General features: G+C 69.7%; 20 protein-coding genes. 6 read left to right on the plus strand and 14 right to left on the minus strand.

Features of this window, described 5'->3' with window-relative positions; translation table 11 throughout:
- The first annotated feature begins 104 nt into the window (after positions 1–104).
- Both ED92_RS11605 and ED92_RS11610 read left to right on the plus strand, forming a co-directional pair.
- Complete coding sequence (locus tag ED92_RS11605; protein ID WP_037336808.1) at positions 105–1,112, plus strand: hydroxyacid dehydrogenase; 1,008 nt, start codon at positions 105–107, stop codon at positions 1,110–1,112.
- Positions 1,112–1,756 carry an alpha/beta fold hydrolase gene (locus ED92_RS11610; protein WP_052120478.1) on the plus strand — a complete coding sequence of 215 codons (645 nt, stop codon included), beginning with the start codon at positions 1,112–1,114 and terminating at the stop codon, positions 1,754–1,756. Before ED92_RS11605 ends, ED92_RS11610 begins: the two co-directional genes overlap by 1 nt.
- Before the next feature lie 22 nt (positions 1,757–1,778).
- Here ED92_RS11610 and ED92_RS11615 read toward each other — a convergent pair whose 3' ends face one another.
- Positions 1,779–2,918 carry an epoxide hydrolase family protein gene (locus ED92_RS11615; protein WP_037336810.1) on the minus strand — a complete coding sequence of 380 codons (1,140 nt, stop codon included), beginning with the start codon at positions 2,916–2,918 and terminating at the stop codon, positions 1,779–1,781.
- A 77-nt stretch (positions 2,919–2,995) separates the two neighbouring features.
- Between ED92_RS11615 and ED92_RS11620 the strand changes: the two genes are divergently transcribed.
- Entirely contained in the window at positions 2,996–3,559 is a 564-nt protein-coding gene (locus ED92_RS11620) for an ABATE domain-containing protein (RefSeq protein ID WP_037336812.1), read from the plus strand.
- A 541-nt stretch (positions 3,560–4,100) separates the two neighbouring features.
- On the opposite strand, the gene ED92_RS11625 is transcribed toward ED92_RS11620, so the two are convergent.
- Positions 4,101–5,192 (minus strand): aldo/keto reductase, encoded by a 1,092-nt coding sequence (locus tag ED92_RS11625; RefSeq protein ID WP_037336814.1) that lies wholly within the window; start codon positions 5,190–5,192, stop codon positions 4,101–4,103.
- Between the two features lie 39 nt (positions 5,193–5,231).
- Positions 5,232–5,693, minus strand: coding sequence for a DUF6130 family protein (locus tag ED92_RS11630; RefSeq protein WP_235213255.1), 462 nt, complete (start codon positions 5,691–5,693; stop codon positions 5,232–5,234).
- Between the two features lie 158 nt (positions 5,694–5,851).
- On the opposite strand from ED92_RS11630, the gene ED92_RS11635 reads away from it, so the two are divergent.
- Complete coding sequence (locus tag ED92_RS11635) at positions 5,852–6,088, plus strand: hypothetical protein (RefSeq protein WP_037336818.1); 237 nt, start codon at positions 5,852–5,854, stop codon at positions 6,086–6,088.
- Here the strand turns inward: ED92_RS11635 and ED92_RS11640 are convergent.
- The 4 genes from ED92_RS11640 to ED92_RS11655 all read right to left on the minus strand — a co-directional run bounded on the left by ED92_RS11640 (position 6,085) and on the right by ED92_RS11655 (position 10,959).
- Positions 6,085–7,086, minus strand: coding sequence for a LysR family transcriptional regulator (locus ED92_RS11640; RefSeq protein WP_037336820.1), 1,002 nt, complete (start codon positions 7,084–7,086; stop codon positions 6,085–6,087). The two genes, ED92_RS11635 and ED92_RS11640, sit on opposite strands and share 4 nt — an antisense overlap.
- Positions 7,083–7,724 carry a sigma-70 family RNA polymerase sigma factor gene (locus ED92_RS11645; RefSeq protein ID WP_233629920.1) on the minus strand — a complete coding sequence of 214 codons (642 nt, stop codon included), beginning with the start codon at positions 7,722–7,724 and terminating at the stop codon, positions 7,083–7,085. The genes ED92_RS11640 and ED92_RS11645 overlap by 4 nt, the downstream gene beginning before the upstream one ends.
- Positions 7,709–9,046 (minus strand): alpha-lytic protease prodomain-containing protein, encoded by a 1,338-nt coding sequence (locus ED92_RS11650; protein WP_037336824.1) that lies wholly within the window; start codon positions 9,044–9,046, stop codon positions 7,709–7,711. Before ED92_RS11650 ends, ED92_RS11645 begins: the two co-directional genes overlap by 16 nt.
- A 341-nt stretch (positions 9,047–9,387) precedes the next feature.
- Entirely contained in the window at positions 9,388–10,959 is a 1,572-nt protein-coding gene (locus ED92_RS11655) for a tannase/feruloyl esterase family alpha/beta hydrolase (RefSeq protein WP_037336826.1), read from the minus strand.
- A gap of 131 nt (positions 10,960–11,090) precedes the next feature.
- Between ED92_RS11655 and ED92_RS11660 the strand changes: the two genes are divergently transcribed.
- Positions 11,091–13,781, plus strand: a complete 2,691-nt coding sequence (locus tag ED92_RS11660) for a LuxR family transcriptional regulator (RefSeq protein ID WP_037336827.1) — start codon at positions 11,091–11,093, stop codon at positions 13,779–13,781.
- Positions 13,782–13,843: 62 nt separating this feature from the next.
- Here the strand turns inward: ED92_RS11660 and ED92_RS11665 are convergent, their stop codons facing one another.
- Positions 13,844–14,275 (minus strand): organic hydroperoxide resistance protein, encoded by a 432-nt coding sequence (locus tag ED92_RS11665; protein WP_037336829.1) that lies wholly within the window; start codon positions 14,273–14,275, stop codon positions 13,844–13,846.
- A gap of 139 nt (positions 14,276–14,414) precedes the next feature.
- Here ED92_RS11665 and ED92_RS11670 point away from each other — a divergent pair, with 139 nt between their 5' ends.
- Positions 14,415–15,965, plus strand: coding sequence for a BTAD domain-containing putative transcriptional regulator (locus ED92_RS11670; protein ID WP_037336832.1), 1,551 nt, complete (start codon positions 14,415–14,417; stop codon positions 15,963–15,965).
- Here ED92_RS11670 and ED92_RS11675 read toward each other — a convergent pair whose 3' ends face one another.
- The 6 genes from ED92_RS11675 to ED92_RS11700 form a co-directional block, all read right to left on the minus strand.
- A complete protein-coding gene (locus ED92_RS11675) occupies positions 15,966–17,564 on the minus strand; it encodes an alpha-amylase family glycosyl hydrolase (protein ID WP_037336834.1) in 1,599 nt (532 codons plus the stop codon).
- Between the two features lie 46 nt (positions 17,565–17,610).
- The gene (locus ED92_RS11680; protein WP_037336837.1) at positions 17,611–18,480 is read right to left on the minus strand and encodes a carbohydrate ABC transporter permease; all 870 of its coding nucleotides are present in this window, start codon (positions 18,478–18,480) and stop codon (positions 17,611–17,613) included.
- Positions 18,477–19,451, minus strand: coding sequence for a carbohydrate ABC transporter permease (locus ED92_RS11685; RefSeq protein ID WP_037336839.1), 975 nt, complete (start codon positions 19,449–19,451; stop codon positions 18,477–18,479). Before ED92_RS11685 ends, ED92_RS11680 begins: the two co-directional genes overlap by 4 nt.
- Entirely contained in the window at positions 19,429–20,802 is a 1,374-nt protein-coding gene (locus tag ED92_RS11690) for an ABC transporter substrate-binding protein (RefSeq protein ID WP_037336841.1), read from the minus strand. Before ED92_RS11690 ends, ED92_RS11685 begins: the two co-directional genes overlap by 23 nt.
- A gap of 216 nt (positions 20,803–21,018) precedes the next feature.
- On the minus strand, positions 21,019–22,023 hold the full coding sequence (locus ED92_RS11695) for a LacI family DNA-binding transcriptional regulator (protein WP_037336843.1): 1,005 nt from the start codon (positions 22,021–22,023) through the stop codon (positions 21,019–21,021).
- Positions 22,024–22,055: 32 nt separating this feature from the next.
- Positions 22,056–23,252, minus strand: coding sequence for an MFS transporter (locus ED92_RS11700; RefSeq protein ID WP_081975768.1), 1,197 nt, complete (start codon positions 23,250–23,252; stop codon positions 22,056–22,058).
- Between the last annotated feature and the right edge of the window lie 44 nt (positions 23,253–23,296).

Here is a 23,296-nt window from a genome sequence, read left to right on the forward strand (position 1 = left end):
TCCGATCATTACGAATTTCAATCGCCCGTGTTTGCCTCTGCGCGGGACTCGCCGTGCGTGGACCGGCTCAGGCATCCGATGTATGGTCGCCGCCGGAGGTAGGGATGACCGAGCAGCAACACCGGCCGACGGCACTTCTCGTGATGGAGGAACGCCGCCGCGGCGACGTATACCCCGAGGCCGTGTTGAAGGAGATCGAAACGCTGGTGGACCTGCGTGAGCCGCTCACCCGAGAGCGGCTGGCGGAGGACCCGTCGGCACTGGAAGGCGTCGAAATCCTGCTGTCCGGCTGGGGTGCCCCGGTCCTGGACTCCGTCCTTTTGGGACACGCGCGGGACCTGCGGGCCGTGCTCGTCGCGGCCGGCTCGGTCCGGCCGCTGACCACGCCCGAGTTCTGGGCGCGCGAGCTGCCGATCGTGTCCGCCGCGGCCGCGAACGCCGTCCCGGTCGCCGAGTTCACCCTGGCCCAGGTCCTCTTAGGACTCAAGCAGGTGCACCGCATCTCCCGCGAGATCCGGGAGCGGCGCGCCTATCCGCCGGATCCGCGGGTCGCGGGCGCCTACCGGTCCCGCGTCGGCCTGCTCGGCCTCGGCGAGATCGGTGCTCTCGTCGCGTCGCATTTGCGCGGTTTCGACGTGGAAGTGCTCGCGAGCGACCCCGTCGTCGACCCGGCGACCGCCGAAGGCCTCGGCGTGCGGCTGGTGGGCCTGGAGGAACTGTTCGCCACGTGTCCCGTGGTGAGCCTGCACGCGCCGCTGCTCCCGGAGACCGAAGGGCTGGTCAATGGTGAGCTGGTGGCCAGGATGGGCATCGGCGCGACCTTGATCAACACCGCCCGCGGCGCCGTCGTCGACGAGCCGTCGGTCGTCCCGGTGCTGGCCGAACGTCCCGATCTCACCGCGATCCTCGACGTCACCTGGCCCGAACCGCCGGAGCCGGACTCGCCGCTGTACACGTTGCCGAACGTGGTGCTCACCCCGCATCTGGCCGGCGCGCTGGGCGCCGAGCGTGCCCGGATGGGCGAACTCGTGGCCGGTGAGCTGCGGCGATTCGTGCTCGGGGAGCCGCTGCGGCACGCTGTCGCGCCGGACCGGGCCCATCTGCGGGCCTGATGCTCGCCTTCCGGGAGACCGGCCCGTCCGGTGGGGTGCCCGTCGTCCTGCTGCACGCCTTGGGGAGCAAAGCGGGCACTTGGGACGATTTCGCCGGTCGCCTGGCTCGTCGTGTCCTGGCCGTCGACCTGCCGGGGCACGGCGACAGCGCCCACGTCGAGAACTACTCGCTCGACGCGATGGCCGACGGCGTCGCCGAGCTCCTCGGGGACGAAGCTGACCTGGTCGGCCATTCGATGGGCGGCCGGGTCGCCGTGCTGCTCGCCCAGAGGCTGCCCGGGCGCGTGCGGCGGCTGGTCGTCGAGGACAGCCCGCCGCCTCCGCTCGAGGCTCTGGAGCCGTTGGCTCCCGCGCAGGAGCCGTCCGAGCCGTTGCCGTTCGACTGGCGGCTGATCGATCCGATCATGGCCGAACTCCGCACGCCCGACCCCGTGTGGTGGGAGCGGCTCGGCGCGATCACGGCGCCGACTCTGCTGATCAGCGGCGGGCCGTCCAGCCATGTCGGCCGTGAGCCGCTGGAACGGATGTGCGGGCTGATCCCGGACTGCCGCCTGGCGATCATCGAGGACGCGGGGCATCGGGTGCACGGCAGCAGGCCGGAGGAGTTCGCGGCGGTGGCGGGGGAGTTCCTCGGCCCGGGCTAGCGGTCCCGTTTTGTATAACGACCTATACCGCTTGCCGCACGGCCGCGAGGCCCTCCTGCAGATCCTTGACGAAGTACCCGGGAACCTCCAGCGACGGGAAATGCCCGCCGGCTTCCGGCGACCTCCAGCGGACGATCCGCCGGTACCGTTCCTGCGCCCAGGGGCGCGGGTACTTCTCGATGTCGCGGGGGTAGACGGTGATCGCCGCCGGGACGTCGACGCGGAGTCCGGGATCGAGCGAGTTGTGGCTTTCGTAGTAGATGCGGGCCGATGACGCGCCGGTCCGGGTCAGCCAGTACAGGGTGACGTCGTCGAGGACGCGGTCCCGGGAGATCGTCTCGAACGGGCTGTCCTCGGTGTCCGACCATTCGGCGAACTTGTCGAGGATCCAGGCGAGCAGGCCCACCGGTGAGTCGACGAGCGAGTAGCCGATGGTCTGCGGGCGGGTCGCCTGCTGTTTGGCGTAGGCGGCGCGGTGATGCCAGAAGTGGTGGGTTTCTTCGGTCCACTTGCGCTCGGCCGGGGTCAGCCCCTCCGTCGTCAGCCCGGGCGGTCCCTCCGCGAACGTCGTGTGGATGCCGAGAACGTGGTCCGGGAACCTGCCGCCGAGGACCGTGGTGATGTTGCCGCCCCAGTCGCCGCCGTGGGCCGCGAACCTGTCGTAGCCGAGCCTGCCCATCAGTTCGACCCAGGCGGCCGCGATCTTCTCGGTTCCCCAGCCGGTGGTGGCCGGTTTGTCGCTGTAGCCGAAGCCCGGCAGTGACGGGACCACGACGTGGAACGCCGGTGTGCCGGGATCCGCCGGGTCCGCCAGTTCGTCCACCACATCGACGAACTCGGCGATGCTGCCCGGCCAGCCGTGCGTCAGGACCAGGGGAGTGGCGTCCGCGCGGGTGGACCGGCGGTGCAGGAAGTGGATCCCCAGGCCGTCGATGGTCGTGCGGAACTGGCCGATCCGGTCGAGGCGCTTTTCGAACCACCGCCAGTCGTACTCGGTGCGCCAGTAGTCCACGACCTCGATCAGGTCGGCGAGCGGAACGCCCTGCCCCCAGCGGGGGACCGTCTCGGCTTCCGGTAGCCGCGCCGCGGCCAGTCGCGCACGCAGATCGTCGAGGTCGGCGTCGGTCGCGTGGGCTTCGAAGGCTTGCACTTCGCTGGTCATGAGACCTCCTCGTTGGAACCAGCTAAGACGGTTCTAACAGTTCGCCCTGGTTGGTCGCAACCGGCTAAGGTGGTTCCATGCGTTCCGGCTTTCCCGACTTCCGCCTCGGCAGCGTGCTGGCGACCAGCTTCACGGCGACTCTGACGGAGCGTCGTGGTGAGGCCGTGGAGCGCATTCCCACTCCGCAGCGGTTAATGGACTGGCTGGCCGTGAGCGGCCTGGCCGTGGAGTCCTGCTCCGCGGCCCAGCTCGACCTCGCCCGGGAGCTGAGGGAAGCGATTCACGCCGCCGCGACCGCGACCGCGACTCGGGAAGCCCTGCCCGCCGCCGCCGTCCAGGTCATCAACGACCGCAGTGTCCAGGGGCGGGCCGCGGCCGTCCTGACGCCCGACGGGGAACGGCGATGGCGGGTTGCCGAGGTGGAGGACGCCCTGAGTGTGATCGCCGCCGACGCGATCAGCATCATCTCGGGCGAACGGGACGGGAAGATGGCCTTGTGCGCGTCGCCGACTTGTCTGGCCGCGTTCTTCGACACCAGTCAGAGCCGTACGCGTCGGTGGTGCGACATGAACACGTGCGGGAATCGGCAGAAGAAGGCGCGGTTTCAGGCGAATCAGCGGAAGAACTCTGGGGGTTCTTGAGCGGGCTTGGGGGGCTGGTCGCCGGGAACGGGTTCGTGTGGGTTGGTTTCGTGAGTTGACTGGTCTGGCCGGTCGCCGGGAAATGGCGACGGGCTCACTTGGGGCTGGCTTGTGGCTGGATGTTTTGGACGGTTGCCGGAAAACGGCGATGGGTTCTGGCCGGCGGCGTTGTCGCTGAGCGGTCCGTGACACGGCCGGCCGGTGTGTTGCCGGGGAACGGCGACAGGTTCAGGGAGGTGGCAATCCTGTTTGGCGGCCCGCGACGCGCTGCCGTGAAACGGTAGTCGTTCTCACTGTGGTGATGGTGTGGGGTTGTCTGTGAGGCTCGCCCTCCCAGTCTGTCGCCGGTAGACGGCGACGGACTCGCGTGACCAAGGCTTCGCGACGTCACCGCTTTGGACGGTTGCCGGTAAACGGCGACGGAACCTGGCGATGGTTCTCCAAGGGCGGTCCGTGACACGGCCCCTCCAGCCCGTCGCCGGAAAAACGGCTACGGACTCATCGCATGACGCCAAGCCCGTAGCCGCAAACCGGCAACACCTCACCAGTTCCGCACCTCAGGCGCGTACCCCACCGGCTTGTCCCCGACCTTCACCCCGGGCGACACCACCCAATTCTGGTACTCGGCCGTGAACATCCGGTACACCGACTCCGGCGGAACGGCACTCGCCTCGTCGAGGAGCGCCCGCAGATCCGGCGGCAGTTCGAAGTTCAGCGCCGCCATGCTCTTGCCCAGTTGCTCCGCACTGCTCGCCCCGACGATCGCGGCCGCGACGCCCGGCTGGGTCGCGACCCAGTTGATCGCGACCTGCGCCATCGTGACACCGAGTTCGTCCGCGACCTTCTCCAGCGGCTTCAGCAACGCCCAGTCCCGGTCCGTCCACGACTTCCCGGCGTTTCCCGGATCGCTCAGCCTGCCTTCGCCGGAAGGTGTCTCGCCGGTCGGCCGGTACTTGCCGGTGAGGAATCCGCCCGCCAGCGGACTCCACGCGGTGACGCCGAGCCCGAGATGCCGCCCCATCGGCACGTGTTCCGTCTCGATGGTCCGTTCCACGAGTGAGTAGGGCAGCTGGAGGTTGACGACCGGGGTCAGCGCGTTCGCCTCGGCGACGCTCTGCGCTCGGGCGGCATACCAAGCGGGCACGTCGGAAAGCCCGGCGTAGCGGATCTTTCCGGCGCGCACCAGGTCGTCGAAAGTGCGCATCACCTCTTCGACCGGAGTGACGCGGTCCCAGGTGTGCAGCAGGAACAGGTCGACGTGGTCGGTGCCCAGCCGTCGCAACGACGCTTCGAGCGCCCGGATCAGATGTTTGCGCCCGTTGCCCCCGGCGTTCGGGTCGCCGGGGTCGACACTGTTGGTGTACTTGGTGGTGAGCACGACCCGGTCGCGCACCTTCGCCTCGGCGATGAGGCGGCCGAGGATGGTCTCGCTTTCGCCCGCCGTGTAGAAATCCGCGGTGTCGACGAAGTTCCCGCCCGCGTCGAGATACTTGCGGAAGATCGGGCGGACCTCGTCCTCGGTTTTTCCGTATGCGGCATGGAAACCGCCGGTGCCGAAGTTCATCGTGCCGAGCGCGATCCGGCTGACGCGCAGTCCGGAGCGGCCGAGCAGATAGTACTGATCGAGTGTCATGGGGAACTCCAGGATTTCAGAGGCGGGTGAAGGCGGACATCAATGGTGTCCACTGTGGACGGGAACGACGAAGTTCACCGTCTTCTCGTCGAGGATCTTGTGCGTCGGATCGGCGAGACCGATCCACACCTTGTGCGGCCCCGCCGGCAGTGACTGGATGATCAGCGGTTCCCCGCTGCCGTCCGCCCAGTGCCACGCGGCGTCGTCGACGGTCACGTGGACATGGCCGATCCGCGGCGAAACGTCCAGCGCGGCCGGGCCGTAGACCGGGACGATCCGGAGGTTCTCGGCCCGGTACCGCAGCACGACCAGCCCCATCGCCAGTTGTTCGGGCAAGGGCGCGTCCACGACCAGCGAAGGCGGCGGTTGCGACGGCAGTGGCACGACGGGAGCTGGCGACCACCCGGCGGCCGCGCCAGGAGGTGCGGGTGCCGGCGGGGGAGCGCCGCATGCGGCGGTGAGCAGAACGGCGGCGAGGGCGAGTTTCCCCAAGGCGGGCATGAACTCAAGTTAGGACCGGCCTGGGTGCGGCGGCGCCCGTCGGACGACGTCATTGGTGTACGTCACCCGTGACACTTTCCGGTGATCGGCAGGTGAACCGGCCGGATCCGGGGAATACGCGGGACATCGACCCGCCAGGGGAAGAAAAGGAGAGAACGATGAAGTCTCGAATCGCCGCTGTGGCGGCCGCGGTCACGTTCTCGGCCGCCGTCATCGCCTCGCCCGCCGCCGCGGACCCGGTGCCCGGCAGCCCGAACCAGTTCTACGCGTCGTGCGCGGTCGACCTGCTGGGCGTCCCCGTGGGTTGCCTGGAAACGGACGAAGCGCATGCGACGCACATCTGCCAGTACGTGCTCACGACGTTCGGGCTCGGCCTCGACTGCATCCAGCGCTAGGTTCCGAGCCAGCCGGGATTGGCCGCGGCCCACTCGGGAAGGCGGTGCCGGATCGCGGCCAGCTCGGTGATCGCGTGCACCAGTCCACTTCGGACAGCCGGGACGTCGACCGGTGAACCATCGCGCCACAGCAGGATATGCCGCGTCCTCAGCGGCACACCCCGCAGCGCCACCACCGGGCCGGGCATCGTGGCGCCGGAATCGAGGGACTGGGCGGGCGCCACCGCGCGGGGATCACGCCGAAGGGCCTGCCGCAGCACCGTCGGTTCCAGCTTCCGCACGGTGATCGCGCCGAGCCCGGCCCGGGCGCACTGATCGGTCAGGTGATCGTGGAACTCGTCGTCCCCGCCCGCCGCGGTGAGCCAGGCCGAGCCGTCGAGTTCCGCCAACGACACCTCGCCGCGGCCGGCGACGGGATGGTCCGGCGACACGATCAGGAACACCGGCTCCGTCCCGACGGGAAGCATGTGGACGCCTTCGGGCGGGACGATCTCCTGCCCGGGGTGATCCACGTACAGCGCCAGTTCCACGGTGCCGTCGAGAAGGGCGGAGAACAACGCGGTCCGGCCGGTCATCGCGAGCAACTCGACCGGACGGCCGGGTGCGGCCGCGGCGACCACACCGCTCAACGTCTCGGCGAAGACCGTCGGGAGCGCGCCGATCCGGAGCAGCTCTTCCGACGGCGCGGTGTGGAACCGGCGGATCGCCAGTTCGAGGTCGTCCGCCGCGGCCAGCACGCGCCGCGCGTGGTTCAGCAGCACCTCGCCCAGCGCGGTGGGCCGCACGCCGTGCCGGTCGCGTTCGAACACCGTCCGTTCCAGCGCCCTCTCGACCCGGTGCAACTGCGCGCTCAGCGCGGGCTGGGAGAGCCCGAGCGCGGTCGCGGCCTTCGCGATGCTGCCCGCCGACGCGATCGCGTCGAGGAGACGCAGATGCCGGACGTCGACTTCCACCGGCCAGGTATGGCCGTCCCCGGGACCGATGAGGGGGCTGATCACAGGTCGTCCTCGCTGATGATCGTGCGGAGTTTGTGCAGGGCGCGATGCTGGTTGACCCGGACCAGACCGGGGCTCACCCGAAGCACCGCCCCTGTTTCGGGCGACGTCATCCCGACCGTGATCCGCAACCGGAGGATCTCCTGCTGGATACCGGGCAGGGTGCTCATCAGCCGCCTCAACCGGTCGTGGCCGTCGGCGGCGATGGCCAGCCGCTCGGGTTCGTCGGTCTCGGGTGTCGCGCGTTCGGGCGGATCGGGTGTGGGTTCCGATCGGTCCCGGGCGCGCCGCCGGAAGGCAGCGGCGACCTTCCGGGCGGCGATCCCGAGCACGGCGGCGAGGAAGGAGCCGCCGGTCGTCTTCGCGGTGGGCAGCGCGGTGAGCACGGCGAGGCAGGTCTCCTGCGCGACGTCCTCCGCGGCGATCTCCCGCGCGTCCGTTCCGTCCATCCTGCTCCGGCAGTAGTCCGCGACCACCGGCTGGACGATGCTCATGAGCTCGTTCGTCGCCGCGGGGTCACCGCGGCGGGCGCGAGGGACGAGGGATTCGAGATCCGCCGCCCGCGCGTCGTCGTCAAGGGGAGGAGCCGCCCCCGGCGAGGTCGGGTCGCCGGGGGCGGTCCAGGTCAGGCGAGTTCCCAAAGCGCGGGCACGTTCGGCGGTTCCCAGCCGGGCATGGAGGTGTGCGGCTGGATGACCCGGTAGTTGCTGCCGCCGTAGCTGGCGGTCGCGCCGGAGCCGTAGTACGTGTACGGCGCCCAGGTGCCGCCCGGCGGGTTCGACGTCGTCGGGCTGGTCGGGGTGGTGGGCGTGGTGGTGGTGCTGGACGGCGGGTTGCCGGTGACCGTCAGCCGCAGGTTGTAGACGCTCAGGATCTCCGAGATCGGCTGGAAGTAGATGGTGCCGCCGGAGGTGCAGTTGCCGGAGCCACCGGAGGTGACGCCCTGCGCCTGGTCGCCGGTGATCCACGAACCGCCGGAGTCGCCGGGCTCGGCGCAGACGTTGGTCCGGGTCAGGCCGGTGATGGTGCCCTCGGGGTAGGTGACCGAGGTGTTCTTCTGCAGGATGGTGCCGCAGTGCCAGCCCGTGGTGGAGCCGGAACGGCAGACCGAGGAGTTGACCGCGGCCTCGGTAGAACCCGCCACCGGCACGGTGCCCGGGTAGCGGTTCACCAGCGCGCGCGGGGTGTTGCCGGCGTCGGCGCGGACCCAGGCGTAGTCGTTGCCGGGGAAGCTGGAGCCGGCGACGGTCCCGCTCGGGTTCGAGGTGCGGGTGCCGGTGGTGCCACAGTGCCCGGCGGTGACGAAGCCGCCCTCGACCGGGAAGCCGATGGAGCAGCGGCCCGAGCCGAAGGTGTAGGCGTTGCCGCCGATGATGTCGATCAGTGCGCGCGGCTTCTCGGCGCTGGCCTCGATCCGGACCACATCGGACGGAACACCGGACTCGGCGGCCCACGACTTCGCGGCGGCCTCGCCACCGGCGTTGGCGAGCACGACGATCGAGTTGGTGGTGACGTCGGTGTACCAGCCGGGCACGGTCTTCGGTGCCTTGGTGGACTTCGCGTCCAGCCGCAGTTTCGCGGCGTCGAGGGCGGCGGCGCTGCGAGCGACCGTCTTCGGCGTCGCGCCCGCGGCGCGCACCAGGTCGGCCTGGGCGGCGTCGGTGACGGCCACGGTGAGCGTGGACCCGGTGGAGTCCAGCCACGATCCGGCGTACGACGTGCCGAGCTGCTTCTTCAGCGTGTTGTCGGCGACCGCGGCACGCTGCTCGCTCGCGAGCCGGAGCTTGGCCTGCTCGGGGCTGATCTTCAGGTCGCGGGACATCGCGGCCAGCATTTCGGACTGGGCCTGGTCGCCGGCGGTGGCTTGTTGACCGGCGCTCGCGCTGGGGGTCAGGGCGATGGCGGTGACCAAGCCTGCCCCGGTTATGGCCGCTGCGGTCGCGGCTAAGATCTTTCTGTTCATTTCAACGCTTTCCTCGAAACGGGCGGGGGAGGGGGATTCGTTCCCGACCGTACGAGGCGTATCACTCGACTGGTACATACCATTTGGGTCATATCGCCCGGCTGTGACGTGGGGCGATATGGCGAGATTCCGTGCCGATCCGGCTGACGATTTCGTTGCGGTGCAACGGTTTCGCCGTCTTCGGAAGAAGTGGTGCGCCACCGCGCGAGATGCGCTGTCGCGGTGTCCACTGTCGTCAATACCGTACTTTTGAGGGGTAAGGCAAAGAGTTCTCACAGAGTGAGGAAGTGCCCGTCGTGCCGGAGGGGGCGCCGGCACGACGGGCACGGGTCTGGCGGACCTCAGCGGACGGTGCAGCGGTAGCTCGACGCCACCGCGGGATCACCGTGGCCGCGGTACCGCGAAACCTGCGGATACGGGCAGAGATCGCGGGTCTTGCCGGCGTTCGCCGCGGGCAGGGTCGCCGGTGCCTTGCCGTGTTCGACCCAGTCGACGAGCGCGCCCAGCGCGTTCGTCGGCGTGGCGCCCGCGCCGCCGCCGCAATGCGCGACACCCGGCGCGAGGAACAGCCGGTAGAAGTCGTTCACCCGCTTCGAGCCGCCCAGTTCGCGCTCCACCTCGTGGCGGTACCGCAGCGTGCCACCCGGCGGGATCAACTGGTCGTCGGTCCCGACGAAGGTGATCAGCTTGCCGCCCGCCCGGCGGAAGTCCGACAGATCCGGGTCGGAGGTCCCGATGACGTCGTCGTATTCCCGCACCGACTGGCGGAACAGGTCGGCGAACTGGCGGTAGGTGAGCTTCTCGGTGTCGAACCCGGGCTGCTTCTTCAGGAACGTCTGCACCCAGCCCACCGCGACCGGGAAGCCCGGAGCCGTCGTCACCGGGCCGAAATCCGCTCCCTTGGGCAGACCTGCCCAGAGCCGTCGTCCGTGCTCGTCGGTCGGCCCGGCCCAGATCTTGCGCACGACCTCGGCGTCCGCCGCGGTGACGGTGACCTCCTTGTCGCCGCAGAGCACCTTCGTGCCGATGAGGGACCGAGGATCGTAACCGCATTCGTCCGGCCGGTCGACGATGCCGTTCGTGACCCCGTCCCGGCCGTCGCAGGCCTTGATCGCGGCCTGCTGGAAGGCGGTGAAGACGCAGGTCGCGGGGTAGGTCTTCTCCTGGTTCTGCACGACTCGCGGCCAGAGCGTCGCGACCGCGAACTCGGCCCAGTGCACGGCGGGCGCGTTGGCCAGGACACCGTCGAAGTCGCCCGGATACCGCTGCGCTTCGGAGTAGCCCTGACGACCGCCGGTCGAGCAGCCGTTCCAGTACGAGTAGGCGACCTCCCGCTGGTAGAACTTCTGCGTCACGTCCTTCCCGATGAGGGCGGCCTCGTGCACGGACCGGGTCGCGAAGTTCGTCACGAGAGGCCTGTTGATCTCGCCGCGGGAGGTGAGCGCCCAGGACGTGTCGAGGAAGGTCAGGGGGACGCCGGCGTCCGTCGTCACGCCACTGAAGCCGTCCTTGACCGCTTGGACCAGCGGGGCGCCGAAGTCACCGGCGGTGTACGCGCTGCCGCCGACCGCCTGAAGCCTGCCGGTCCACCCCGTCTGAGGCAGCGTGATGGCGACCTTGACGTGGTCACCCGCCGTGCCGTGGGTCAGGGTGACGGTGATTTCGCAGTACGCGGGCACATCGGTGATCGTGGCGGGCGCCGTGAACGGGGTCGGCGGGAAGGTGACGGTCCCGCCGGGCTTCTGCGTCGCCTGGACGGACTCGATCCGCGCCCCGTCCGGCGCCGCGACGGGGACCGCCGCGCACGACGTCGCCGCCGCCTGGGCGGGCGCCGTCTGGGTGACCGAGGTCAGCACCAGCGGCAGCAGGGCGGCCAGCGGTGCCGCCGCCAGGAACAACTTCTTGCGTCTCATCACTTTCCCGAAGCTAGGCCGATGGTGTTGACACGCCGTCTACATCCTGTGGACGCCGCCGGTCCTAACCGGACCGTTTGGGTATCGTCGGACGGGCGGCCGCCCAAGGCCGACGGGAGGAATGCCGCACCATGCCGCTTTTCGGACGGGAAGCCGAGCTGAAGGACCTGACCGAACTCGTCGACGGTCCCGCCGCGGGCTGCGGCGGCGTGCTCATCCAGGGCGAACCGGGCGTCGGGAAGTCCGCTCTCGTCGCGGAGGTCGTGGCCGCGGCGACGCTCGGGGGCCTGCGGGTTCTGCGCGCGACCGGCGTCGAGGCCGAACGGAACTTCGCGTACGCCGCGCTGCATCAGCTGCTCCACCCGGTCCGGGCGGGCGCCGACCTGCTGCCCGCTCCGCAACGTTCCGCGCTGTGGGCGGCACTCGGGCTGGCCGAAGGGGCGGAGCCGAACGCGTACCTGGTCGGGCTCGCCGCGCTGACGCTGCTTTCGGAGGAGGCGGCGGCCAAACCGTTGCTGATCGTCGCCGAAGACGTCCACTGGATGGACCGCGAGAGCGCCGACGTGCTCGCGTTCGTGGCTCGGCGGATCGAGACGGAACCGATCGTCCTGATCGCGACCCTGCGGGACGGGGAGCCGTCGCCGCTGCGCGACGCGGGACTGTCCTCAATGGACTTGGCTCGCCTCCCCGAAGAGGTGGCGGCCGAACTGCTCGACTCCGTCGCCCCCGGGATCCCCTCGCCGGTCCGCTCCCGGATCCTCGCCGAAGCCGACGGAAATCCGCTGGCCCTGACCGAGCTGCCGTCGGCCGTGACCGACACCTCGGATCCCGTGCTGCCCCTGACCGAGCGGCTCGAGCGCACGTTCGCGGGCCGGTTCACCGCTCTGGCGGAACCGGCCCGCACGACCTTGCTGGTCGCCGCGCTCAACGAAACCGGCTCGCTCACCGACACCCTCGCGGCGGCGTCGACGCTGCTGGGTGAGGACGTCGAGCCCTCGGCGCTGGAAGCCGCCGCGGAAGCCCGGCTGATCGACCTCGAAGCCAGGACGGTGTCGTTCCGGCATCCGCTGATGCGTTCGGCCATTCCCGCTTCGGTGCCGAGCGAGGAACGACGACGTGCGCACTTGAGGCTCGCCGACATCCTTCGCGGACAGCCGGATCGCGCCGCATGGCACCGGGCGGCGGCCGCGACCGGCGCCGACGAGAACGTGGCACGGGAACTGGACAACGCCGCCGAGCGCGCGCGGCATCGCGGTGGTGTGACGGGCGCCGTCGCCGCGTTGGAGCAGGCGGCGTCGCTGAGCCTCGATCCGGAGCGCCGGGCCGACCGGTTGCTGCGCGCGGCCGAACTGGCCGTCGAATCCGGCGGTCGCGAGACGGCGGAACGGCTCGTCCGGGACGCACGCGCGGGAGAGCTCACGGCACGGCAACGGGCGACGGCGGGCTGGCTGCTCAGCGGATTCGAGGACGGCGCCCGCGAGGACCTCTCACGGATCGCGGAGCTGGCGCGGCTGGCCGAGTCGGTCGCGGAGGACGGCCATCCGGATCCGGCGATGCGCGTGCTGTGGGGTGCCGCCATGCGGTGTTTCTGGGCCGAACCCGGTGCGGAAACGCGGCGGACGCTGCTTTCCGTCGCGGACCGTCTCCCGGTGGAGAACTCGGATCCGAGGCTGGTCGCCGTCGCCGCGTACGTGGCTCCGTTCGACCGGGCCGAAGCCGTGCTCGGCGAGCTGCGCGGACTCGCCGCCGCCACCGGTGCCGATCCCGAGGTCGACCGCTTTCTCGGCAGCGCGTCACTGCAGGTCGGCGCGGTCGATCTGGCCGCGCGGTTCTCCGCGGCCGCGGCTCCGGGGCTGCGAGCGCAAGGCAGGCTCGGGTTGCTGCCTCGCGCCTTGGCCGTCCAGGCGTGGAGCCGGGTCCGGCTCGGCGACCTCGCCGGGGCGGTGCCCGCCGCGGCGGAGGCGGCCAAATTCGCCAAGGAGACCGGGCAGCCGTTCATGTACGGGTTCGCCACCGCGGTCCAGGCCGAGATCGCCGCACTGCGGGGTGAGCACAAACAGGCCAAGACGCTGGCCGACGAGGCCGAACGGACCGCGCTCGCCGCCGGTGCCCGTCCGGTACTGGCGACCGTGCGACTCGCCAGGGGGATCGCCGCGTCGAGCGAAGGCCGCTTCGACGACGCGTTCGCCGATCTGCGGCGTCTGTTCGACCCCGCCGATCCCGCGTTCCAGCTGGCGCTGCGCGTCTATTTCGTCGCGGAACTCGCCGAGGTCGCGGTCCGGGCGGGACAGGTCGAGGCCCTACGGGAGATCGTCGCGGAAATGGAGGGGCTCGCCGTGACGACTCCCGCGCCCGCTTTGCACATCGGCCTGCGGTACGCCCGCGCCGTGCTCGAACCGAGTGACGAACTGTTCGAAACCGCGCTGGGGGCGGAGCTCGACGGCTGGCCGGCCGAACGCGGGCGGCTGCATCTGGCGTACGGCGAATGGCTGCGGCGGCAACGGCGCGCGGTGGACTCGCGGGCGCATCTGCGCACCGCGCGGGAGACGTTCGACGCGCTCGGCATGACCGCGTGGGCCGAGCGGGCGCGCCGTGAACTGCGGAGCGCGGGGGAGTCGAGTCCCAACCGCGGCCCCGACGCGCGGGAGAAGCTGACCCCGCACGAGCTGAGCATCGTGCAATTGGCCGCCGAAGGCCTGACGAACCGGGAGATCGGGCAGCGGCTCTACCTGTCGCACCGGACGGTCGGCACGCATCTGCACCGGATCTTCCCGAAGCTCGGGGTGAGTTCGCGGGCGGAGCTCAAGGGCCTCGTGTCATGAAAGGGCCGTTCAGGACGAAAAGTGTCCTGAACGGCCCTTTCATGACATCCGGGGGCCGCGGCTCACGCGACGGTGGCGTCCAGCGTGACCTCGACGTTCCCGCGCGTCGCCTTGGAGTACGGGCACACCTGGTGCGCGCCCTGGACCAGTTCGTCGGCGGTGGCCTGGTCGATACCGGTGGCCTCCAGGTGCAGCGCGGCACTCAGGTGGAACTCGCCCGCGTCGGTGTCGTGGTGCAGCGTCACCTCGGCGACGACCGCGAGGTCTTCCAGCTTCACCTTCTTGACGCCCGCGACACGGCGGACGGCGCCGACGAAGCAGGACGCCCAGCCCGCGGCGAACAGCTGCTCGGGGTTCGTGCCGTCGCCGGAGCCGCCGAAGGCCTTCGGGACGGCGAGGCCGACGTCGAGCACGCCGTCGTCGGAGGTCGCGCGGCCGCCGTTGCGGCCTTCCGCGGTCGAAGTGGCGACGGCGGTGTACGTGGTTTCAGACATGCCGCAACCGTAGGAATCCGGCCCTGACCTCGGCGACCGTCGGATGACGTCATTCCTGTACGTCATCGGTGGACGACGTACGCCGGTGACGTCGCCCGACGGTCGCCGCCGCGGTCGGGACCCGCCTACCTTTCCGCTCATGTCCCCTCTGCCGCAGGAAGTCCGGTACCGCTTCACCGTGCTCGGCCCGCCGGGATTCACCAGTGGCGGCACCCAGCTGGACCTCGGCTCGCCCCAGCAGCAGGCGGTGCTGACGCTGCTGCTGGCCAACGCGGGCAGTTTCGTCCGGACCGGTGAGCTGATCGACGGGCTCTGGGGCGAGCGGGCGCCCGCGACCGGCGAGGCCGTCATCCGGACCTACATCTCCCGGCTCCGGCGGCTGCTCTCCTTGCAGGGGCTGGGTTCGGCGATCGTTTCGCGATCCGGTGGCTACCGGCTGGATCCGGATCGCTTCGAGGTGGACGCGGTCGAGTTCGCCGGGCTGATCGAGAGCGCGCGTCAGGCGCACACCGCGGAGACTGCGGCGAAACTGCTGGAGCGGGCGCTCGGGCTGTGGACCGGAACGGCGCTGGCCGGCGTCCCCGGCGAAGCGGCGGAACACGAGCGTTCGCGCCTGGAACGGCTGAAGCTGACGGCCACTCAGGAGCTGCTTCGGCTGCGCCTCGAACTCGGGGAACACGACGAGGTGATGGCCGAAGTGCCCGCGCTGATCGAGCGCAATCGGCTCGAAGAACCGCTGTACGAGATCTATCTCCTGGCCCTCCATCGGGGCGGACGTCGCGCCGAGGCGCTGGAGCTCTATCGGGCGATCCACGACCTGTTCGACGCGGAACTCGGGGTCCGTCCGGGGCCGAAACTGCGGGCACTGCACGAGAAAGTGCTTCGTGCCGAGGACGAGCAGACGCCCGCACTCCGCGAACCGGACCCGCTGTTCGTCGGACGTGAACGCGAACGCGCGGAATTCCGGCGGCTGCTCGCGAGAGGTGGGGTGCTGTTCCTCACCGGTGCCCCCGGAATCGGGAAATCGACCCTGCTCCGGAAGTTCGCCGAAGACGCGGCGGCCATGGGCAGACCCGTGCGGCTCTTCGACGGGCTCGACGATCCGGCGGCGGTCCTGCGACGCCTGCCCGGAGACGTCACGGTCGTGATCGCGGACCGGACCGGTCCGGACGCCACCCTGCTGGTCGATCCGGCGTGGTCGGGCCGGATCACGATCCGGCGGCTCGAACCCTTGAGTGACAACGAGTCCGCGGCGCTGCTCGAAGCGCGCGGCGTCGAGCTGGAACTCCGGAAGTCCATTGTGGACTTCGCCGCGGGCAACCCGTTCGCGCTCTCTCTGGCCGCCGAAGTCAGCAGATCACCGCGAGCGGACGCGGCACGCTACGTGGTGGACACCGTCTACGCCCATTTGGCCGGTGATCTGCCGACGGAGGCCCACCGCTGGGCCCTGTACGTGTGCGCGCACGCGGAGCACACCACCGAAGACCTCCTCCGGTCGGTGCTACCGGGAGGACGCTCGTCGGAGCTGTTCGATTGGCTCCGCGACCACCCCTGCGTCGAGACCGCCACCCACGGCCTCGTCCTCGGCGGTGTGCTCCGCGAGGTGCTCGACAGGCACCTCCGGTGGCGTGACCCGGCCGGCCGCGCACGGATACGCGGCCGGATCAGCCGGGTCACGACCGGCCGGTGATCAGGTGAGCAGCCACACCGCCGTGTCCGTCGGGAGTTCTCCGTCGACCGGGCCACTGACCAGGAGTACGTCACGATGCGGCGGCAGCGGCACGGGCTTGTCCGAGAAGTTCAGCACGAAGGTGAAGCCAGGCTCCCGGGTGAACGCGAGCACACCGTCGCCCAGCTCCAGCCATTCCAGTTCACCGGGGCCGAGCGCGGGAAGTTCGTCCCGAAGACGCAGACCGGAGCGGTAGAGCCGGAGCATCGACGCCGGTTCGGCCGCCTGCGCCTCCGCCGTGCGGGAACGCCATTCCTCAGGCTGGGGCAGCCACGTCCCGCCGCTGCCGAAACCGAACGGCGGCGCGTCACCGGACCAGGGGAGCGGGACGCGGCAACCGTCACGGCCGGGATCGGCGCCATTGGTCCGGGCGAACACCGGATCCTGCCGGAGTCCGTCCGGGATGTCCTCGATCTCCCACAGGCCGAGCTCTTCCCCTTGGTAGACATAGAGACCACCGGGTAGCGCCATGGTCAGCAACGCCGCCGCCCGTGCCCGGCGGGTCCCGAGCTCGCGGTCCACCGGGGTGCCGTGCAGCCGGTCCGCGAACGCGAAACCGGTGTCGCCCGCGCGACCGTACCGGGTCACGTGCCGGGTGACGTCGTGGTTCGACAGCACCCACGCCGCGGGCGCGCCGACCTCCTCGTGCGCCGCCAGCGTCCGCCCGATGACATCCCTGAACCGGGCGAAATCCCAGGGGCACACCAGGAAATCGAAGTTGAACGCCGCGTGCAGTTCGTCGCGGCGCAGATATCGCGCGGCGCGGGACATGTCCGGCAGCCACATCTCGCCGACCAGGACCCGGTCGCCCGGGTAGCTGTCGGCGATCTTGCGCCACGACCGGTAGATCTCGTGCAGCCCCTCCTGATCGGAGAACGGCGTCTCGTCGCCCGGGTCGACGTCGGGCAGCCGGGGGTCCTTCACCAGCCCGTCGGCGACGTCGATGCGGAACCCGTCGACCCCGCGATCGAACCAGAACCGCAGCACGTCCTCGAAATCGGCGCGGATCTCCTGGTTGTCCCAGTTGAAATCGGGCTGGCGCGAGCTGTACAGATGCAGATACCACTCGCCGTCCGGGACCCGTGTCCAGGCGGAGCCGCCGAAGCGCGACTTCCAGTTGTTCGGCGGCTCCGAGCCGTCCGGTCCGCGGCCCGGCCGGAACCAGAACCGTTGCCGCTCCGGCGATCCGGGCTTGGCGGCGAGTGCTTCGGCGAACCAGCGGTGCTCGTCGGAGCAGTGGTTCGGCACAATGTCGATGATCACGCGGATCCCCTTGGCATGGGCCGCGGCGATGAGTTCCTCCGCTTCGGCGAGGGTGCCGAAAAGCGGGTCGATCTCCCGGAAGTCGGCGACGTCGTAGCCGCCGTCGTCCATCGGCGACGGATACCACGGGGTGAACCAGATCGCGTCAATCCCCAGTTCGGCCAGGTAGTCCAGCCGCGCGCGGACACCGGCGAGATCGCCGACGCCGTCACTGTTCCCGTCCGCGAAACTGCGGAGGTAGACCTGGTAGATCGCCGCGCTCCGCCACCATCCGGCGGACTGCCCTGATGCGGTCACGAAATGCCCTCCCAATCGTTGGTGGAAACCCCGAATGCGGCGAGAGTCAGCCTTTGAGACTGCCGGCGGTGAGCCCGGCGAGGATATGCCGCTGGAACGCCAGGAACAGCGCCACCATCGGCAGGCTGGCCAGGACCATGCCCGCGACGAGCACGTTCAGCGGCATGTCGATGGCCACGCGCTGCAGCATCACCGACAGCGTCTGCTTTTCGGTGTCCGGGAACACCAGCAGCGGCCAGATGAAATCCTTCCACGCGGCCACCACCGCGAGGATCGAGACCACGGCCAGGATCGGCCGGGAGATCGGCAGGATGATGCGCCACAGCGTGCGCACCGGTCCGGCGCCGTCGAGCCGGGCGGCCTCGATCAGCTCGTCGGGGATCTGGTCGAAGAACCGTTTCAGCAGATAGATGTTGAACGCGTTCGCGGCCGCGGGCAGCCAGACCGCCGCCGGCGAGTTGATCAGGTTGAGGTCCAGCAGCGGCAGGTCGGTGATCGTCACGTAGGTCGGTACGAGCAGGGCCGCGGCGGGGAGCATCAACGTCGCGAGCATCAGCCCGAGCACGACGTTGCCGAATTTCGGCCGCAGCTTCGACAACGCGAACGCCGCGGGGACGTCGATGGCCAGCTGAGCCAGCCAGGCGCCTCCGGCGACGATCACGGTGTTGAGGAAGTACTTGCCGAGGCTCAGCTGGTCCCACGCGTCGGCGAAGGTCTCCGGATGCCACTCGTTCGGGATGAACGTCGCCGGGGTCTGCGCCAGCTCCTGGGGTGATTTCATCGCGCCGGTCACCGCCCAGTACAGCGGGAACAGGAACGCGATGACGAACAGGAGCAGCGTGCAGGCGAAGATCACGGCGTACCCGATCTTGCCGCCGGGGCTGCGAAGCGTGCTGGGGGAGACGAGCGTCCTCATGACTCATCCGCCTTCCGGGTCAGGCGCACGTACAACGCGGAGAACACCCCGAGCGCGACGAACAGCAGCAGGCTCAACGCGCTGGCCGAGCCGAAGTCGTTGTAGACGAAGGCATAGCGGTACAACAGCAGGAGCACGGTGACGGTGGAGTCGTCCGGTCCGCCGCCGGTCATCACGTACGGCTCGGTGAACACCTGCATGGTCGCGACCACCTGCAGCAGCAGGAGCACCAACAGGACGAACCTCGTCTGCGGCAGGGTGACGTGGATCAGGCGTTTCCACAGGCCCGCGCCGTCCAGTTCCGCGGCTTCGTAGAGTTCGCCGGGGATGGTGCCGAGCGCGGCGAGATAGATCAGCGTGGTGCTGCCCATGTTCGCCCACGTCGACACGAACACCAGCGACAGCATCGACGTGTCGCTCGAGTCCAGCCATTGGCCGCCGGGCAGGCCGACGGCGCCGAGCGCGGAGTTGAACAGGCCGGCGCCCGGGTCGTAGAACCACTTCCACATCAGGGCGGTGACCACCGGCGGCAGCATCACCGGCAGGTAGACCGCGAGCCGGAAGAACGCCTTGGCGTGCCGCAGTTCGTTGAGCAGCACGGCAGTCAGGAACGGGACCACGAACCCGAAGACCAGCGCGAGCGCGGTGAACAACAGGGTGTTGCGCCAGGCGATGCCGAACAGCGGGTCTTCGAACAGGCGGGTGAAATTATCGAAGCCGACCCACGTCGGCGGGTTGACGAAGTCGACCTGCTGGAAGCTCAGCAGCACCCCGCGCACGATCGGATACCACGAGAACAGGGCGAACACCACGAGCGCGGCGCACAGCAGGCCGTATGCGGTGACGTTCTCCTTGAGCTTGCGGCGCATCCGGTTCCGGCGGCGTCCGGCCGCCGAGGCGACCGGCCGACCGGCCCGCGACGACGTTGTCGCGGGCCAGTCGAGGACGCTACTTGACCTGGGCGAGGACACTGTTGACCTTCGACTCCGCCGACGACAGCTGCTGAGCGACATCCGCGTTCCGATCGGTGAGCACCGCCTGCATCACGCTGTCGAGGATGGCGTAGACCTGCTGCGCGTTCGGTGGTTCGATACTGCCCTCGATCCGCGAACTCGCGTCCACATAGGACTGGTAGTTCTCGGCGGGAACGTTGGCGTGCTTGGCCTTCACCGCGAGCTGCTGATCACGCACGGCGCCCTGCCAGACGTCCGGGGTCGGCTCGGCGGGCAGCCCGACCGGCTGCTTGCCGTCGACGTACTGTTGGACGTGCTTCTCGAAACGTTCCGGGTTGAGGTACTTCCAGCGGACCCATTCCAAGCCCGCCTTGATCTTCTCCGGCGAGGCCTTGGGGTTGATCATGTAGCCCTCGCCGCCGAGCAGCGTGCCCTGCCCACCCGGCATCCCCGCGACGCCGTAGTCCTCGTACTTGCCGTTGAACTGCTTGACCAGCACCGGGACGTTGTCCGGGGCGGCCATGTACATGCCGAGCTGGCCGGCGCCCATCATGCGCTGGACGTCCTGGGCTTCGAGCAACTGCTTGCTGCCCATGGTGTCGTCTTCCCAGCGCATGGCGCGCAACTGGTTCAGGGCGGCCTTGGCCTTGTCGTTGTTGAAGGCGGCGACCCATTTGTCGCCGTCCTTGCGGGCGACCTCGCTGCCCATGGAGTAGAGCCAGCCGGTCAGATGCCAGCCGCCCTGGTTGTTCTTGCTGTAGTCGGCGTATCCGACGGTGCCGTTGCCCAGTGCGGCGATCTTCTTCGCGGCCGCGCGGACCTCGTCCCAGGTCTGCGGTGGTTTGTTCGGGTCGAGCCCGGCCTTCTGGAACAGCGGGCGGCTGTAGAGCAGGCCCATGCTGTAGTTCATCGTCGGGAGGCCGTAGAGCTTGCCGTCGGCATCCCGGAAGTTGTCCAGTAATTCCGGTTTGATGTCGCCGAAGTTCTTCAGGCCTTTGGCCGCTTCGGTGATGTCGGCGGCCTGGCGGCGCGCGATGATCTGCGCCGGGTCGGTGAAGTAGACGTAGTAGACGTCTTCGAGCTGCCCGCCGGCGAGTTTGGCGGAGAACGTCTTCGGGTCCATGAACCCTTCGTGCGGCTCGATGTCGATGTCCGGGTGGCTCTCCTCGAACTCCTTGACGTCGGCGTCGAACACGCCGCGTTCGAACGGCTGGCTGGTCGGGGGCTGCCCGGTCACGGTGATCTTGACCTTGCCCCCGGTGCTTTCCCCGGAGCCGGAACCGCAGGCGGCCGCCCCGAGGGTGAGTCCGCCCGCAAGGAGCAGGCAGAACATCCGGCGGCGCACGGCAGGGGACCAAGTGCTGCTCATCTTCAAGCCTCATCTCGGGATCGCGACGGCTGTCACGTGATTGCGGTCACTCTAAAGTGAAGCCCCGGATCAACGCAATAACTGGATGAGAACTTGCAACTTTGCGACAGTCGCGGTCGGGGGGTGCCCAAGTACGTGAAGGCCCCCTTCCCTCGACTGAGCCGAGGGAAGGGGGCCTTCACGTAGTTGAGGCTCATCGGCCTCGCAGTTAGTCGGCTAAACGCGGCGCGCGGTCGAGCCCCGGACGACGAGCTCAGGCGCGAACAGCAGTTCTTCGGCCGCCACCTCGCCGCCGTTTATGCGTTTGACCAGCAGTTCCACCACGGCGCGGCCCATCGCCTCGATCGGCTGCCGGGTGGTGGTGAGCGGCGGATCGGTGCAGTTCATCAGGGCGGAATCGTCGTAACCGACCACCGAGATGTCCTCGGGCACGGACAGCCCCTGCCGCCGGGCCGCGCGGATCGCGCCCAGTGCCAGGAGGTCGCTCGCGCACAGGACGGCGGTCGCGCCGCGCGGGTACAGCCGGGCCGCGGCCGCGTGCCCGCCTTCGATGGAGAACATGCCGTGTTCGACGAGTTCGTCCAGGACTGGGAGCCCGAGTTTCGCCGCGTAGGCGCGGAAGGCCTCGAGTTTGCGCTGGGACGGGACGTGGTCGTTCGGACCGAGGACGAGGCCGATCTTCTCGTGCCCGAGCGAGCTCAGATGCCCGACGACCTGTTCGACGGCGACCGCGTCGTCGCACGAGATCTGCGGCAGCCCGAGGTGGTCGACGGCGGCGTTGATCAGCACCGTCGGCAGGCGGCGCTCGGCGAGATGGTGGTAGTGGGAATGCACCGCGTCGGCCTGGGCGTAGAGCCCGCCGGCGAACACGACCCCGGAGACCTGCTGCTGCAACAGCAATTCGACGTACTCCGCTTCGGAGACGCCGCCCGCGGTGCGGGTGCACAGCACCGGGGTGAAACCCTGCTGGGCCAGCGCGTTGCCCATGATCTCGGCGAGCGCGGGGAAGATGGGGTTCTGCAGTTCGGGAAGGACCAGTCCGACCAGGCGGGCGCGATCCCCGCGCAGCTGGGTCGGCCGCTCGTAGCCCATCACGTCCAGTGCGGTGAGGACGGCGGCCCGGGTGCTCGCGGAGACCCCGGACCGGCCGTTGAGCACCCGGCTGACCGTGGCTTCACTGACCCCGACCTTGCGGGCGACTTCGGCAAGACGACGCGTCATGGCTGAAACATTACCGCAAGCGAGCGCAAGAACTAGACACTCTTGATCGGTGCGGTTGTCCGGAAGTCACGCGAGGAAGGAACGAGGGCGGCGGCCGCCGGAGCGGCGAAGCAGACGACCGCGCACGCCGCCAGTACCGGCGCCGCCCCGAACCGGTCGATCGCGGGCGCGATGAACGCGAGCCCGGCGGGCGCGAGGCCGTAGGAGAACAGGAAGTCCAAAGAGGACACTCGGGCGAGCTTCGCCGGTTCGACCTCCCGCTGGGTCGCGGTGAACCAGGGGACGTTGAACAGTTCGATGCCCAGACCCGCGACGGCGTAGGCGGCGATGACGACGGCCGGGTGCATCGGGAACAGCAGGCTCAGTGGCGCGAAGCCGTAGCAGCCGAGCCCTGCCAGCGCCGTCCAGCCTTGCCGCTTCGGACGCCAGCGCGCGATGACGACGGCGCCCGCGAGCGCGCCGAGCGTGTACGCGGTGAGCCCGGCGGCCAGCACCATTTCGCTGTCGTAGCGGTCACGGCTGACCAGCGGCAGCACCACACCCGTGGCGGAATAGCCGGTCGCGACGACGGCGGTCAGCGCGCCGAGCCCGGCCAGGAACCACGGATGGCGGCGGGCTTCACGGAGACCGTCGGCGAACTCGCCGAAGAAGCGGGTCCGGGCGGCGGCCGGAGCGGGCGTGAACGTGCCTCGCGGCGGGATCAGTGCCGCGCCCAGCCACAGCACTCCGGTCCCGATCACCAGGGCCGACGTCGAGGCGAACTGGGAGAGCAGGGCGGTGAGCCCCGGCGCGACCAAGGTCGTGACCCGGACGGCGAGGGTCATCGCGGCGTTGGCCTGCTGCCGCCGGTCTTCGGCGATCACCTCGGCCGTCAGCGCCTGGAACGCCGGGCGGCACGCGCCCTGCCCGACGCCGACGACGGCCGCCGCGGTGGCCATCAGCAGGACCGACCGGCCCATCCCGGTGGCGATCAGCGGAGTGGCGAGACCGGCGATCAGCCCCGCCCAGAGCACGACCCCGCGACGGGAGTGCCGGTCGGCCAAAACGCCCGCCACCGGGACCGCCACGAGGAATCCCGCCGTCCGCGCGGCGAGCACGATGCCGAGGTCCACAGCCGAAAGCGACCGTTCCAGCACCGCCAGTCCGAGGATGAACGGCAGGGCCCAGGTCGCCAGCCCGGAGGCGGTGTTCCCGGTCCAGAGCCGGAGGAACGACAGGCTGCGGAGCACCGGGCCGACGATATCAAGGAGAGACAACGGGCCTGTTCGCGCTC

Origin of the sequence: Amycolatopsis sp. MJM2582 (assembly GCF_000754115.1) — a bacterium.
In the GTDB taxonomy this organism is placed as follows: domain Bacteria; phylum Actinomycetota; class Actinomycetes; order Mycobacteriales; family Pseudonocardiaceae; genus Amycolatopsis; species Amycolatopsis japonica.

Excerpts from the sequence above, each read along its gene's own strand:
- ED92_RS11605 (WP_037336808.1), top strand. The coding sequence starts at position 105 with ATGACCGAGCAGCAACACCGGCCGACGGCACTTCTCGTGATGGAGGAA.
- ED92_RS11610 (WP_052120478.1), top strand. The coding sequence starts at position 1,112 with ATGCTCGCCTTCCGGGAGACCGGCCCGTCCGGTGGGGTGCCCGTCGTC.
- ED92_RS11615 (WP_037336810.1), bottom strand. The coding sequence starts at position 2,918 with ATGACCAGCGAAGTGCAAGCCTTCGAAGCCCACGCGACCGACGCCGAC.
- ED92_RS11620 (WP_037336812.1), top strand. The coding sequence starts at position 2,996 with ATGCGTTCCGGCTTTCCCGACTTCCGCCTCGGCAGCGTGCTGGCGACC.
- ED92_RS11625 (WP_037336814.1), bottom strand. The coding sequence starts at position 5,192 with ATGACACTCGATCAGTACTATCTGCTCGGCCGCTCCGGACTGCGCGTC.
- ED92_RS11630 (WP_235213255.1), bottom strand. The coding sequence starts at position 5,693 with ATGCCCGCCTTGGGGAAACTCGCCCTCGCCGCCGTTCTGCTCACCGCC.
- ED92_RS11635 (WP_037336818.1), top strand. The coding sequence starts at position 5,852 with ATGAAGTCTCGAATCGCCGCTGTGGCGGCCGCGGTCACGTTCTCGGCC.
- ED92_RS11650 (WP_037336824.1), bottom strand. The coding sequence starts at position 9,046 with ATGAACAGAAAGATCTTAGCCGCGACCGCAGCGGCCATAACCGGGGCA.
- ED92_RS11655 (WP_037336826.1), bottom strand. The coding sequence starts at position 10,959 with ATGAGACGCAAGAAGTTGTTCCTGGCGGCGGCACCGCTGGCCGCCCTG.
- ED92_RS11660 (WP_037336827.1), top strand. The coding sequence starts at position 11,091 with ATGCCGCTTTTCGGACGGGAAGCCGAGCTGAAGGACCTGACCGAACTC.
- ED92_RS11665 (WP_037336829.1), bottom strand. The coding sequence starts at position 14,275 with ATGTCTGAAACCACGTACACCGCCGTCGCCACTTCGACCGCGGAAGGC.
- ED92_RS11670 (WP_037336832.1), top strand. The coding sequence starts at position 14,415 with ATGTCCCCTCTGCCGCAGGAAGTCCGGTACCGCTTCACCGTGCTCGGC.
- ED92_RS11680 (WP_037336837.1), bottom strand. The coding sequence starts at position 18,480 with ATGAGGACGCTCGTCTCCCCCAGCACGCTTCGCAGCCCCGGCGGCAAG.
- ED92_RS11690 (WP_037336841.1), bottom strand. The coding sequence starts at position 20,802 with ATGAGCAGCACTTGGTCCCCTGCCGTGCGCCGCCGGATGTTCTGCCTG.
- ED92_RS11695 (WP_037336843.1), bottom strand. The coding sequence starts at position 22,023 with ATGACGCGTCGTCTTGCCGAAGTCGCCCGCAAGGTCGGGGTCAGTGAA.